11 protein-coding genes are annotated in these 13,302 nt (G+C 63.9%); 8 read left to right on the top strand and 3 right to left on the bottom strand.

Translation table 11 applies throughout. From position 1 onward, the window contains the following. Positions 1-198: 198 nt before the first annotated feature. The gene (locus PVV74_RS06585; protein ID WP_103762072.1) at positions 199-1,887 is read right to left on the bottom strand and encodes an acyl-CoA dehydrogenase family protein; all 1,689 of its coding nucleotides are present in this window, start codon (positions 1,885-1,887) and stop codon (positions 199-201) included. A 198-nt stretch (positions 1,888-2,085) separates the two neighbouring features. Here PVV74_RS06585 and PVV74_RS06580 point away from each other — a divergent pair, with 198 nt between their 5' ends. From PVV74_RS06580 to PVV74_RS06565, 4 genes are all read left to right on the top strand, one after another. Continuing rightward, on the top strand, positions 2,086-2,859 hold the full coding sequence (locus tag PVV74_RS06580) for a sulfite exporter TauE/SafE family protein (RefSeq protein WP_274592645.1): 774 nt from the start codon (positions 2,086-2,088) through the stop codon (positions 2,857-2,859). 428 nt (positions 2,860-3,287) lie between these two features. After that, positions 3,288-5,687, top strand: coding sequence for a phenylalanine--tRNA ligase subunit beta (gene pheT, locus PVV74_RS06575; RefSeq protein WP_274592644.1), 2,400 nt, complete (start codon positions 3,288-3,290; stop codon positions 5,685-5,687). Next, complete coding sequence (locus tag PVV74_RS06570; RefSeq protein WP_274592643.1) at positions 5,668-6,426, top strand: hypothetical protein; 759 nt, start codon at positions 5,668-5,670, stop codon at positions 6,424-6,426. The genes pheT and PVV74_RS06570 overlap by 20 nt, the downstream gene beginning before the upstream one ends. 128 nt (positions 6,427-6,554) lie before the next feature. After that, entirely contained in the window at positions 6,555-7,001 is a 447-nt protein-coding gene (locus PVV74_RS06565) for a YtoQ family protein (protein WP_103762076.1), read from the top strand. Between the two features lie 242 nt (positions 7,002-7,243). On the opposite strand, the gene PVV74_RS06560 is transcribed toward PVV74_RS06565, so the two are convergent. Beyond that, entirely contained in the window at positions 7,244-7,489 is a 246-nt protein-coding gene (locus PVV74_RS06560) for a hypothetical protein (RefSeq protein WP_274592642.1), read from the bottom strand. Between the two features lie 130 nt (positions 7,490-7,619). Between PVV74_RS06560 and PVV74_RS06555 the strand changes: the two genes are divergently transcribed. After that, positions 7,620-8,288 (top strand): MarC family protein, encoded by a 669-nt coding sequence (locus tag PVV74_RS06555; protein ID WP_274592641.1) that lies wholly within the window; start codon positions 7,620-7,622, stop codon positions 8,286-8,288. A gap of 133 nt (positions 8,289-8,421) precedes the next feature. Here PVV74_RS06555 and PVV74_RS06550 read toward each other — a convergent pair whose 3' ends face one another. Beyond that, positions 8,422-10,020, bottom strand: coding sequence for a phosphoenolpyruvate carboxykinase (locus tag PVV74_RS06550; RefSeq protein ID WP_274592640.1), 1,599 nt, complete (start codon positions 10,018-10,020; stop codon positions 8,422-8,424). Between the two features lie 376 nt (positions 10,021-10,396). Here PVV74_RS06550 and PVV74_RS06545 point away from each other — a divergent pair, with 376 nt between their 5' ends. Genes PVV74_RS06545 through PVV74_RS06535 form a run of 3 tightly spaced genes read left to right on the top strand, consistent with a single transcriptional unit; the run spans position 10,397 to position 13,296 of the window. Next, complete coding sequence (locus tag PVV74_RS06545; protein WP_103762079.1) at positions 10,397-11,098, top strand: response regulator transcription factor; 702 nt, start codon at positions 10,397-10,399, stop codon at positions 11,096-11,098. A gap of 11 nt (positions 11,099-11,109) precedes the next feature. Next, complete coding sequence (locus tag PVV74_RS06540) at positions 11,110-12,828, top strand: sensor histidine kinase (protein WP_274592639.1); 1,719 nt, start codon at positions 11,110-11,112, stop codon at positions 12,826-12,828. 45 nt (positions 12,829-12,873) lie between these two features. Beyond that, complete coding sequence (locus PVV74_RS06535) at positions 12,874-13,296, top strand: HPr kinase/phosphorylase (protein ID WP_103762081.1); 423 nt, start codon at positions 12,874-12,876, stop codon at positions 13,294-13,296. Positions 13,297-13,302 lie beyond the last annotated feature (6 nt).

Raw genomic sequence — 13,302 nt, 5'->3', positions numbered from 1 at the left:
CCCCCGGATCCGGCCCGGGGCAGGCAGGGTCAAGCCCGGGACGGGCTAGCAGCGTGATGCGTGAACGTCCCACATCTTTGACGTGTGGCGGGGTGAAACCCCGCCCTACGTCTAGCCGAGCAGTCGTCTTGCCATAACCTGTGCCTGGATCTCGCGTGCCGGTGCGGCAGACCGTCCACCGGACGGTCCGCGAAAACATCAGCCGAGCAATCTTCTTGCAATCACCTGTGCCTGGATCTCGCCGGCACCCTCGAAGATGTTGAGGATGCGGGCGTCGCACAGCACGCGGCTGACCGGGTATTCCAGCGCGAAGCCGTTGCCGCCGTGAATTTGCAGCGCATTGTCGGCGGCGGCCCAGGCCACGCGCGCGCCCAGAAGCTTGGCCATGCCGGCCTCGACGTCGCAGCGGCGGCCCTCGTCCTTTTCGAAAGCGGAATAGTAGGTCAGTTGGCGGGCGATCATGATTTCCACGGCCATCATCGCCAGCTTGTTGGCGACGCGGGGGAATTCGATCAGTTCCTTGCCGAACTGCTTGCGCTCCTGCGCGTACTGCATCCCGAGATCGAGCGCGTTCTGCGCCACGCCGATGGCGCGCGCGGCGGTCTGGATGCGGGCGGATTCGAAGGTTTCCATGAGCTGCTTGAAGCCCTTGCCCTCTTCGCCGCCCAGAAGGTTCTCGCCCTTCACTTTGAAGTCGTCGAAATTGAGCGTGTATTCCTTCATGCCGCGATAGCCCAGTACCTCGATCTCGCCGCCCGAGATGCCGGGGTCCTGCCACGGCTCCGCGTCGGTGCCGGGAGTCTTTTCGGCGAGGAACATGCTGAGGCCCTTGTAATCGTCGCTGCCCTGCACGCTGCGGGCCAGCACGGTCATCACGTGGGTACGCGCGGCGTGGGTGATCCAGGTCTTGTTGCCGTTGAGGATCCAGTCGCCGTTGTCATCCTGTTTCGCGCGGGTCTTGAGCGCGCCGAGGTCGGAGCCGGTGTTGGGCTCGGTGAAGACCGCCGTGGGCAGAATCTCGCCCGAGGCGAGGCCCGGCAGCCATTTTTCCTTCTGCGCGTCGGTGCCGCCGGCGATGATCAGCTCGGCGGCGATTTCCGAGCGGGTGCCCAATGAGCCGACGCCGATATAGCCGCGGCTGAGTTCCTCGGACACGACGCACATGGACGCCTTGCTGAGGCCGAGGCCGCCGAATTCCTCGGGGATGGTGAGGCCGAAAACGCCCATTTCCGCGAGTTCCTCGATGATCTCCATCGGGATCAACTCGTCCTTGAGGTGCCATTCATGCGCCTCGGGCAGGATCTTGTCGACGGCGTAGCGGCGGAACTGCTCGCGGATCATCTCAAGCTCTTCGTCGAGGCCGGTGGTGCCGACGGTGATTTCGGCGGCGCGTTCCTGCATCAGCGCCACAAGGCGGATGCGGGCGGCCTGGGTGTTGCCGGATTGGGTGAGCGTCTGGACCTCGGGGGTCATGAGGACGCGCATGTCGTCCTGGGATAGACCGATGTCCTGCAGGCGCAGGATCTCGCCCTGGTTCATCGGGATGCCGCCGTAGATCTGCCAGAGATATTCGCCGAACGCGATCTGGTGGATGAGTTGCTCGACCTCGCCGAATTTGCCCTCGTCTTTCAGGCGCGTGGCCCAGTCCTGCATCTGGCGCAGGGATTCGACGTAGGTGGCGAGCCAGGCAAGACCGTGGCTGGCTGTCTGGTGCTGTTCCACGGCGCGGGACGACACGCGGCCCTCTACGGTGACGAGGTCGCGCAGGGCGTCCCTGGCCTTGTCGAGGATCTGTTCGGCCGGAGGCACGGCCTTGCCGGTCAGGTCCAGCAGGTCCTCCAGGAGGATCTCGGTCGAAAGGTCAACGTCCTGTCCGTCATGCGCCATGAGGTAGCTCCTTCGGTTTTCGCCGCACCGGCATAGCCATTTCGCAAGTGCAGCGCAACTATTTTGCTTGTGCGGCGTGAGAATTGGTCGAATATTGCGCTGTCGTGTTGCGGGTGCCGGATGGCCCGCGTGGATTTCAGCCTTTCGTGACGGTAATTTAGGCCGTGCGCACCCCGAGAAAAGTGGTACGAGAGGCGCATGGACGCGTTACTAGGCCCGGACTGGTTGATGGTGATGGTCTTCGCCTGGGGCGTGGCCGTGCTGGGCGGGATCGTCAAGGGCGTGGTGGGATTCGCCATGCCGATGGTGGTGATCTCGGGGCTCAGTTCGATGATGCCGCCGGAAGTGGCGCTGGCGGGGCTGATCCTGCCGACATTGGCCTCCAATGTCTGGCAGGCGTTGCGCCAAGGCGTCCGGGCGGCCTGGGGATCTTTGGCGCGGTTCCGCGTGTTCCTGCTGGCGGGAATGGTCGTGATGCTTGTCTCGGCGCAGTTCGTGCGGGTGATCCCGGAGGCGGTGATGCTGCTGCTGATCGGGGTGCCGATCATCATCTACGCGGGCTTTGCGTTGGCGGGGCGCCCGTTGCGCCTGCCGCCCAACCTGGGGCGGCGCTTGGAAGCGGGGATCGGGGCCGTGGCGGGGTTCTTCGGTGGCATCTCGGGCGTCTGGGGGCCGCCGACGGTGGCGATGCTGATGGCGCTGGACACCGAGAAGACCGAGCAGATGCGGGTGCAGGGCGTGATCTACGGCATGGGGGCGGTGCTGCTGACCGGGGCGCACACGGCTTCTGGCGTACTCAACCGCGGCACGCTGCCGTTGTCGCTGTCGTTGATCATGCCGGCGCTGATTGGCCTCTGGATCGGGTTCAGGTTGCAGGACCGGATCGACCAGCGATTGTTCCGGCGGCTGACGATGGCGGTGCTGGTCATCGCGGGGCTGAACCTGGTGCGGCGCGGCCTACTGAGTTTCTAGAGCGTTTCGCCTTTAACCTGAGGCAGCAGCGAGAGGCGAAAGGCGTGCGACAATTGAGTGTTTTGCGGCGTTTCACGGGTAAGCTGTAGTTCAGGATAATCGCGAAACGCTCTAGGAAAATCGTGCGGCTGCGCCGCGCAGGATATCTCGTCGTTGCCCTTTGGGCATCGCCTCGGTGAGGGAGGGGAACGTGACGCGTCATTCCCGCGATGTGCATTTGGCCGGCAGGCGCTTCCGGCGGGATATTTGGAGCCAGAAGAAGAGGCGACGCGTCTGGCTCTTCTTCTGGCCAGAAATATCCCAGGGGGCGTCGAAACCGAGGTTTCGACGTGGGGGACTGGTCCCCCGCTGCGGTGCCCTCTTTCAAGCGCGGGACATATCCGGTAAAGCGCCCGGGACGAGTTTGACCCCCTGATGGATGAGAGACGATGAAATTCACCCTGTCCTGGCTGAAAGACCATCTTGAAACCACCGCCAGCGTGGCGGAGATCGCCGAGGCGCTGACCGATCTTGGCCTCGAGGTGGAGGAGATTTCCAACCCGGGCGAGCGACTGGCGGATTTTACCATCGGCAAGGTGATGAGCGCCGAGAAGCATCCCGATGCCGACCGGCTGCGGGTGTGCCAGGTGGAGACCGACGAGGGGGTGAAACAGATCATCTGTGGCGCGCCCAATGCCCGCGAAGGCATCACCGTGGTTGTGGCGAAGCCCGGCGTCTACGTGCCGGGGATCGACACGACGATCGGGGTGGGCAAGATCCGGGGAATCGAGAGTTTCGGCATGATGGCGTCGGAGCGCGAGATGGAGCTTTCGGACGAGCACGACGGGATCATCGAACTGCCCTCGGGTGAGGTCGGTGCGCGCTTCGTGGACTGGCTGGCCGAAAACGATCCGGCCAAGGTCGATCCGGTGATCGAGATCGCGATCACGCCGAACCGGCCCGATGCGCTGGGGGTGCGGGGGATCGCGCTGGACCTTGCGGCGCGGGGGCTTGGCACGATGAAGGATGCGCCTAAGGCACATGTTGAGGGGCAGTTTCCGTGCCCGATCACCGTCAGCATCGACGAGGATACCAAAACGGACGGGTGTTTCGTCTTTGCCGGACGGCTGATCCGGGGTGTGACCAACGGTCCGAGCCCGGAGTGGCTGCAGGACAGGCTGCGTGCCATTGGCTTGCGACCGATTTCGGCGCTGGTGGATATCACCAACTTCTTCACCTATGACCGGAACCGGCCGCTTCACGTCTTCGATGCCGACAAGGTTGCGGGGAACCTGCGGGTGCATCGCGCCAGCGGGGGCGAGACGTTCACCGGGCTGGACGAGAAGGAATACACCTTCTCGAAAGGGCAGGTGGTGATCTCGGACTACAACGGCATCGAAAGCGTCGGCGGCATCATGGGCGGGCTGGCGACGGGCTGTACCGCCGAGACCACGAACGTGTTCCTGGAAGCGGCGGTGTGGGACCATATCCAGATCGCGCACACGGGCCGGGCGCTGAAGATCAACTCCGACGCGCGGTATCGCAACGAGCGGGGGATCGACCCGGCGTTCAACATGGAGGCGCATGACCTGGCCACGCAGATGATCCTGGATCTGTGCGGCGGCGAGGCCTCCAACATCGTGGTGGCGGGCGAGGCGCCGGATGTGGCGCGCGCCTATCGTCTCGATGCCGCGAAGGTTCAGTCGCTGGTGGGCATGGAGATCCCCGAAGCCGAGCAGCGGCAGACTCTGACACGATTGGGGTTCCGGCTGGAGGGCAACACGGCGCATGTGCCGAGCTGGCGGCCCGATATCCTGGGCGAGGCCGACCTGGTGGAGGAAGTGGCGCGGGTGGCGTCGCTAACCAAGCTGGTGGGCCGTCCGATGCCGCGGATGCAGGCCGGCGTGCCGCAGCCGATCCTGAGTGCCGCGCAAAAGCGCGAGCGGGCGGCGCGGCGGACGGCGGCGGCGCTGGGGTACAACGAATGCGTGACCTACAGTTTCATCGACAAGGCGAGCGCCACGTTGTTCGGTGGCGGTGATGATGCCACGATGCTGGCGAACCCGATCAGCAGCGAGATGAGCCATATGCGGCCCGACCTGCTGCCGGGATTGTTGCAGGCCGCGGCGAAGAACCAGGCGCGGGGAGCGATGGATCTCGCCCTTTTCGAGCTGGGCCATGCGTTTCACGGCGGCGAGCCGGAGGAGCAGCATGTGCAGGTGAGCGGCATTCTGGTGGGCCGGACCGGGCCCAAGGATGTGCACAAGGCGAGCCGTCCGGTGGACCTGTACGATGCCAAGGCGGATGCCGAGGCGATCCTGGGCGCGCTGGGCGCACCGGCGAAAGTGCAGATCCTGCGTGGGGCGTCCGAATGGTGGCACCCGGGGCGGCACGGGATGATCTGCCTGGGGCCCAAGAAGGTGCTGGGCGTGTTTGGCGAGCTGCATCCCAAGATCCTGCGCGAGATGGATGTGAAGGGGCCGGTCGTGGGCTTTACGCTTTACCCCGCCGACATTCCGCAACCGCGGAACGCCGGGGCCAATCGGGGCGCGATGAAAATCAGCGACCTGCAGGCGGTGGAACGCGATTTCGCCTTCGTGGTGGATGCCGACGTGGAAGCGCTGACGCTGGTCAATGCGGCCGCCGGGGCGGACAAGGTGCTGATCGATGATGTGCGGGTCTTCGACGAGTTCATCGGCGGCAGCCTGGGCGAGGGCAAGAAGAGCCTTGCGCTGACGGTGCGGCTGCAACCCACCGACAAGACGCTGAAGGACGCGGATATCGAGGCCGTCTCGGCCAAGATCGTCGAGAAGGTCACGAAGGCGACGGGTGGCACGCTGCGCGGCTGAGGCGGTGCGGCGGCTGCTTGGCTGCCTGTTGATCTGGCTGGGCGGGGCTGCGTTCGCGGACACCGGGTGTTTGCGGGCTATTGAGGGTAGTCCGACAGATCGCGCGGCCGCTGCCCGTCTGGTATTCAATTTTCACGAGATTCCCGGCTATCCATACGCCATCTTCGCCGGGTTTCCATTGCGCAGCATTCGGGACGGGCCGAGGCTGGTGCAGCCAGACGATGCGGTCGTGAGCGAGCAGGTCGAGAGACTGGACGTCCCGTGGAATGGCGTTTCGGCTACTGGATATGTTCTACCGCCGCTTTTTCGTATCGGGGATACGTGGATGTTATTTGACGGCGTGCGGTTCGTTGCGGCGACTGCTCTGGGGCGCGACGAAACGGGACCGTATCCGCGTTGGACGCAGTGGGGAGAGCGGCTGTTCCTGCTGGACCGGCGCGGCTGGTGGGAGGTGCGGCGTGACCTGACGCTGACACCGGGCGATTTGCCGGTGACGTACCGATCGCCGCTGGATGTGGAGTTGGAAGTGAGCGCGATATTCGGCGCCGTCTTTGCAGGGCGGCAGGGACAGGGGCTTTGGGTCAGCCGGGATGGACTGACCTTCGCGCAGGTTGACACCGGCAACGTGCCGGTAAGAGAGTACGCGACAGATCTGCCGGCCAGGGACGAGGGCGTCGTGCTGGCGGAAGACGGGCTGTACCTGATCGACGGGGCGTGCGTGGAAGGCGCGGTGCGTTAAAGGCACAGGCGCGTGGGTTTTCACCCACCCTACGGTTGGGACCAATTCGCGTGTTGCGGTGCGTTCCGCTTGTAATCCGGGCCGTGGGATGCAGATTGTGCGGCGATACTGAACAAGGAGAATATCAGATGCTGAGCGTATACCTTTCCGGCGAGATCCATACCGACTGGCGCGAGCAGATCATCGAGGGGGCCAAGGGCCTGGACGTGGAGTTTTCCGCGCCGGTGACGGATCACGGGGCCAGCGACGATTGCGGCGTGGAAATCCTGGGCGCGGAAGAGAACAAGTACTGGCACGACCACAAGGGCGCCATGGTGAACGCGATCCGCACCCGCAAGGGGATCGAGGAGGCCGACGTGGTCGTTGTGCGGTTCGGCGACAAGTACAAGCAATGGAACGCGGCCTTTGACGCGGGCTATGCCAGCGCGATGGGCAAGTCGCTGATCATCCTGCAACCGCCGGAGCATGACCACGCGCTGAAAGAGGTGGATGCCGCGGCGCTCGCCGTCACGCGGGAGCCGGGGCAAGTGGTGGAGATCCTGCGGTATGTTCTGGAAGGGACGTTGCCGAAGTAAACGCGGCGTGGGGTGGCGTGGGTTTCCACCCACCCCACGGTGCCTGCCGGGATGCGCGACCGGCAGGGGCGTTGCCGACGTGGTTTCGACTCTCGAAGAGAGGTCCCCCCGCGTCAAGCCCGGGACGGGCCTTCGGTGGGACCAGCGTGGTGACCTGAGTGTCGTGGTGCGGTGACATGGCCTGGGTCGGACCACTTGGTCTCCGGTATGGGAAACATGGTGCGGGCTGCGACGAGGCCGCCTTAGTTGCGCATGATCGATCGGGCATTATCGGTCAGGTTCTCGGCCACCACCTGCGCTTCGTCCTCGCCATTGGTGATGTCCATGTAAGTGACGAGTGCGGCTTTCAGCGAGAACTCCGGCACAGTGACGATCGGAGAGATGACGAAGACGTCCCGGATAATGTGGATAAGGAACGGCCTGTCAAAACATCCGATGGAGGGGGTGTCGTCTTTCGACCTCCCCGTGTCCGCGAAAGCGTAGGTCAACAATGTGTCAGCCGGGCTGTCGATCGGCGCTTTGCGTGGTCTTCGAGGTTCAAACCCGGCGCGGCATAAGATAAACGGAACCGGTGGGTCCGACTGTTCGCGGATCAGCTTCAATCGGAAAGTTACCCCAATGGACTGGGCTGCCCTGGCAAGAGAACTGGTGACGCTGATCGTGGTGATCGACCCGGTCGGGTCCATCCCGGTGTTCCTGTTCGCGGTGCAGGGCGTGCCACGGGCACTGCACAGACGGTTCGCGCTGCGGGCGGTGGCGATTGCGGCGCTGGTGCTGCTGGCGTTCCTGGTGGGCGGGCAGTTCTTGCTGGAATCGCTGGGTCTGCGACTGGGGTCGTTCCAAGTCGCGGGCGGGATCATCCTGTTCTTGTTCGCGATGACAATGATCTTCGGCGAGTCGAAGCCCGCGCGCGAGATCGAGGAGGCCGAGCGCGACCACCTGGCGGGCGCGGTCTTCCCGCTGGCGATGCCGTCGATCGCGTCGCCGGGGGCGATGTTGGCCATCGTGATCCTGACCGACAACCACACCGAGTCGCTGACCGACCAGGCGATCACGGCGGGGCTGTTGATGCTGGTGTTGCTGTTGACGCTCGGGCTTTTGCTGGCGGCGACCTATGTGCACCGGATGATCGGCAGCACAGGGGCCAGCGTGATCAGCCGGGTGATGGGGATCGTTCTGGCGACTATCGCGGTGGACGCGGTGCTGGGGGGGTTCAATGCGCTGGGCGTGATGGACGTCGCCCCGCCGCCGGTGGAGAGCCCGTTGAACAAGGCGACGCCGCGGTAGCAGGGGGGCCGCGTGGGTTGTCACCCATCCTACGGTGTCCCGGGCGCGCACGCCCTGGACGAAGGGCGGGTATGAAAAAGCCCCCGCGCCTGAAGCACGGGGGCGGTGTCAGCTCGGTCGGGGCGTTTAAGCCTTAGCCGATGGCGGCGGCTTTCACGTCCTCGTCGATATAGGGCACGTACTGCTCGAAATTGTCGGCGAACATCTTGACCAGCTTCTCGGCCTGCGCGTCGTAGGCCGCGCCGTCGTCCCAGGTGCGGCGCGGGTCCAGCAGGACCTCGGGCACGCCAGGGGCGCTGACCGGAACCTCGAAGCCGAAATTGGCGTCCTTGCGGAACTCGACCTCGTTCAGCGAGCCGTCGAGTGCGGCGGTCAGCAGGGCACGGGTGGCCTTGATCGGCATCCGCTCGCCGGTGCCGTAGGCGCCGCCGGTCCAGCCGGTGTTGACCAGCCAGCAGGTCGCGCCGTGCTTGGCGATCTTTTCGCGCAGCAGGTTGCCGTAGACCTCGGGGCGGCGCGGCATGAAGGGGGCGCCGAAGCAGGTGGAAAAGGTCGGCTCGGCCTCGGTCAGGCCGCGCTCGGTTCCGGCGACCTTGGCGGTGAAGCCGCTGAGGAAGTGATACATCGCCTGTGCCGGCGACAGCCGCGCGATGGGAGGCAGCACGCCGAACGCGTCGCAGGTCAGCATGATGATGTTCTTGGGATGCCCGCCAAGCGCGGTTTCCGAGGCGTTGGAAATATAGCTCATCGGATAGGCGCAGCGCATGTTGGCCGTCAGTGAATCGTCGGCAAAGTCCAGTTCGAGCGTTTCCTCGTCATAGACCATGTTCTCGATCACGGTGCCGAACTTCTCGGTCGTGGCGTAGATTTCCGGCTCTGCCTCGGGGTCGAGGTTGATGGTTTTGGCATAGCAGCCGCCCTCGAAGTTGAAGGTGCCGCGATCCGACCAGCCGTGTTCGTCATCGCCGATGAGCGTGCGGTTGGGATCGGCCGAAAGGGTGGTCTTGCCGGTGCCCGAAAGGCCGAAGAAGATGGCGGTGTCGACCGGGTTGCCGTTGGCGTGGTTGGCCGAGCAGTGCATCGGCATGATGCCTTTTTCGGGCAGCAGGTAGTTCAGGACCGAGAAGACCGATTTCTTGTTCTCGCCGGCGTATTCGGAATTTCCGATGAGGATCAGTTTGCGGTCGAAGTTGATGGCAATCACGGTTTCCGAGACACAGCCGTGCTTGGCGGGGTCGGCCTTGAAGCTGGGGCAGTTGATGACGGTGAAATCGGCGGTGAAACTGTCGAGCGCCTCGCGCTCGGGGCGGCGCAGCATGTGGCGGATGAAGAGGCCGTGCCATGCCAGTTCGGTGACCATACGCATGTTGATCGAATGCGCGGGGTCGGCGCCGCCGACGAGATCCTGCACGAAGTAGTCGCGACCCTGCATGTGGGCGAGCATGTCGGTATAAAGCTGATCGAATGCCTCGGGTGTCATGGGCGCATTGTTGTCCCACCAGATATGCTCGGCCACGCTGTCGGTCTTGACGACATGCTTGTCCTTGGGCGAGCGGCCGGTGAACTGGCCGGTGGAGACGAGGAAGGTGCCGCCCTTGCCCAGGCGGCCTTCGCCCTTGCGCAGGGCCTCTTCGATGAGGGCGGGTTCGATCAGGTTGTAGTGAACTTCGCCCAGTCCGGTGATGCCTTGATCCTCGAGGGTGAAGTTGGGGTTGACCCGTCCTGCTGACATGCTTGCGCTCCTTGAGTTCTGGCCGTCCGCCCTTTTGGCGGGGCTGGCCATGCAGGTCCGCCGAAATTGGCGGTAAGAAACCGGCCCGTACCGGCTGTTTCGCGGGCCTCATAACATGACGGTTTTATGATTGAACAGGACGCAAATGCACAGTTAGCGCAACCAAATCGGACGTTAGCGCCATCATGGGCGCGCTGCCGCCATGGTTCTGCAATCGCGGACTGGAAAAGTGAGTCAATTTAGCCATTCCTAAGACATTTTCGCGTCAGATAATCCGGAAAGCCCTGCTGATTCGCAGTTTGGGATTGATTAAAAAGGCGAAAACGGCTCATAGTATCGAAAAAAGCAGGCAACCGAGCAGTACAAGGAAATCATAATGTCAAAAATCGCCCTTGTGGACGATGACAGAAATATTCTGACATCGGTATCCATGACCCTTGAGGCGGAAGGCTTCGAGGTCGAAACTTATAACGATGGTCAACAGGCTTACGAGGCCTTCACCAAGAAGCTGCCGGACATGGCGGTGCTGGACATCAAGATGCCCCGGATGGACGGGATGGACCTGTTGCAGCGGCTACGCCAGAAATCGGCGATGCCGGTCATTTTCCTGACCTCCAAGGACGACGAGATCGACGAGGTGCTGGGCCTGCGCATGGGTGCGGACGACTACGTCAAGAAGCCGTTCAGCCAGCGTTTGCTGGTCGAGCGTATCCGCGCGCTGCTGCGCCGGCAGGATGCGGTTGACGGCAACGTGGTGGCCGAGACCGAGGACACCAAGGTGATCGAGCGCGGCGAGCTGCGCATGGACCCGCTGCGCCACGCGGTGGCGTGGAAGGGCCAGGACGTATCGTTGACCGTGACCGAATTCCTGCTGCTTCAGGCGCTGGCGCAACGGCCCGGGTTCGTGAAAAGCCGCGATCAGCTGATGGACGTGGCCTATGACGACCAGGTCTATGTTGACGATCGGACCATCGACAGCCACATCAAGCGCCTGCGCAAGAAACTGCGGATGGTGGACCCGGAGTTTTCGGCCATCGAAACGCTGTACGGGATCGGGTATCGGTACAACGAGGAATGATTGCCTGAAACATGGCATTGGCGGAGGGCTTCCAGGTGCGCGATCACTCGCTGAACGACGACGACGGCGTTGTCCTTGGCGATGATTTCGTGGCGCCTGAAAATGTCGTCGAGGAGGAGGTCCGCAGGCGCCGCGCGCGGCGCGGCTACTTCTCGGGCGGCGGCGGATCCCTGACGCGCAAGATCATTACCTTCAACCTGATCGCGCTGAACGTGCTGGTCGCGGGAATCCTCTACCTCAATTCTTCGCGTGACGGGTTGGCGCAACAGCACGCCTACGGGTTGCAAAGCGACGTGGAACTGATTGCCGACGTGTTCGAGGCGCAACTGCCCGAAGGCGCGCCCGTCAGCCTCGTGGCGATGGACGGGCTGGACGTTGCGGGCACACTGGACGGGCTGGACGTGCAGCAGGGGGTCGAGGTGCTGGTCTATGACCGCGCGGCCCAGCTGGTGGGGCGGACCGAGGGCCACCTGCCGCGCCCGGGCGCGGATGTGCCGGACAAGCCCACGGTGATCACGGATGCGCTGAACCACGTGTGGAACTGGGTGTCGGCCCCGTTCTCGGCGATCCTGGTCAACGATACGGAAATCAGCGTCGAGACACTGGCACAGGGCCTTGTCGAGGACGCGCTGGAAGAGGGCACGCAGGTCGGCCGCGGCGATAATGACGGCTCGACCATATTCGCGGTGGCGACGCCGATCCTGCAGGGCGACAGGCCCGTGGGTGTTGTGGCGTTGTCCAGTGCCTCGGGCGAGATCGACAAGCTGAGCCGGATGGAGCGCGAGCGCGTCTTGCAGATGTTCCTGGTGGCGATACTGGTGTCTGTGGGCCTTTCGCTGATCCTGGCCTCGACCATCGCCAACCCGCTGGCGGAACTGGCCGCCGCCGCCGAAGTGGGCGGTGCGCGCAACCGCCATGGCGGCAACAATGGCGGCGGGCGCATCCGCATTCCCGATTTGACTGCGCGGCCCGACGAGATCGGGCGGCTTTCGGGCGCGTTGCGGGGCATGGTGACCGCGCTTTATCACCGGATCGACGGCAACGAGCAGTTCGCTGCGGACGTGGCGCACGAGATCAAGAACCCGCTGGCGTCCTTGCGCAGCGCAGTGGGCACGATGCGCGTGGCCAAGCGCGAGGATCAGCGCGAGAAACTGCTGAACGTGATCGAGCATGACGTGCGCCGCCTTGACCGGCTGGTCAGCGATATCTCGAACGCATCGCGGCTGGACAGCGAGCTGGTGCGCGAGGAGCAGGAGAGCTTTGACCTGATCCAGATGCTGGACAACCTGGCGCATTACCTGGGCGAACAGGCGCAGCAGAAGGGGGTCGAGTTCATCACCGATTTCCCGAAAGACCCGATTGTCATCATGGGGCTGGAAGCACGGCTGGCGCAGGTTTTCGTTAACCTGATTACCAATGCCATCTCGTTCTGCGAGGAAGGCGACGCCATTCGCCTGTGGGCCCGTAAACGCGATAACCGTATCGTTGTCGTGGTCGAGGATACTGGGCCGGGCATTCCCGAACAGGCGCTGACCAAGATCTTCAATCGCTTCTATTCACAACGCGACGCCAATGATTTCGGCAACAACTCGGGCCTTGGCCTGTCGATCTCGAAACAGATCGTCGAGGCGCATGAGGGCGTGATCTGGGCCGAGAACATTCGGCCCACGGATGCCGACATTACCTCGGACCCGTTGGGCGCGCGCTTTGTCGTGGGTCTGCCGGTCTGACGCGATGGGCGCGGCGCCTTCTTTGACAGCTCCCGGACCGCCGGAATGACGGGCGCGCAGATCCTTCACGCGACCACTGTTGCCATCGACGGCCGTGCCGTGCTGATCCGCGGCGCGTCGGGGAGTGGCAAGTCGGGGCTGGCGCTGCAACTTCTTGCAATGGGTGCGGAACTGGTGTCGGACGACCGCACGGTGGTGTGGGCCGACGACGAAACGCTCTGGGCCGATGCGCCGGACACGATCCGCGGCAAGATCGAAGCGCGCGGCGTGGGCATCCTGCGCAGTGCTGCGGCGGGGCGTTGCGCGGTTGCGCTCGTGGTCGACATGGACGAGGTTGAAACCGAGCGTCTTCCCGAGGCCCGAGAGACGCGGCTCATGGGCATACCCTTGCCTGTTATTAACAAATCCGAGAGCGCCCATTTTCCTGCCGCCGTGGCAGTATATCTAAGAGGCGAACGCCTGGAATGAGGCTGG

It is taken from the genome of Roseovarius sp. SK2 (assembly GCF_028807495.1).
In the GTDB taxonomy this organism is placed as follows: Bacteria; Pseudomonadota; Alphaproteobacteria; order Rhodobacterales; family Rhodobacteraceae; genus Roseovarius; species Roseovarius confluentis.
The sequence above is the reverse complement of the archived record's forward strand: the minus strand, read 5'-3'. Positions and strand labels throughout refer to the sequence as shown.

Excerpts from the sequence above, each read along its gene's own strand:
- PVV74_RS06565 (WP_103762076.1), top strand. The coding sequence starts at position 6,555 with ATGCTGAGCGTATACCTTTCCGGCGAGATCCATACCGACTGGCGCGAG.
- PVV74_RS06545 (WP_103762079.1), top strand. The coding sequence starts at position 10,397 with ATGTCAAAAATCGCCCTTGTGGACGATGACAGAAATATTCTGACATCG.
- PVV74_RS06535 (WP_103762081.1), top strand. The coding sequence starts at position 12,874 with ATGACGGGCGCGCAGATCCTTCACGCGACCACTGTTGCCATCGACGGC.
- PVV74_RS06555 (WP_274592641.1), top strand. The coding sequence starts at position 7,620 with ATGGACTGGGCTGCCCTGGCAAGAGAACTGGTGACGCTGATCGTGGTG.
- pheT (WP_274592644.1), top strand. The coding sequence starts at position 3,288 with ATGAAATTCACCCTGTCCTGGCTGAAAGACCATCTTGAAACCACCGCC.
- PVV74_RS06540 (WP_274592639.1), top strand. The coding sequence starts at position 11,110 with ATGGCATTGGCGGAGGGCTTCCAGGTGCGCGATCACTCGCTGAACGAC.
- PVV74_RS06580 (WP_274592645.1), top strand. The coding sequence starts at position 2,086 with ATGGACGCGTTACTAGGCCCGGACTGGTTGATGGTGATGGTCTTCGCC.
- PVV74_RS06550 (WP_274592640.1), bottom strand. The coding sequence starts at position 10,020 with ATGTCAGCAGGACGGGTCAACCCCAACTTCACCCTCGAGGATCAAGGC.
- PVV74_RS06585 (WP_103762072.1), bottom strand. The coding sequence starts at position 1,887 with ATGGCGCATGACGGACAGGACGTTGACCTTTCGACCGAGATCCTCCTG.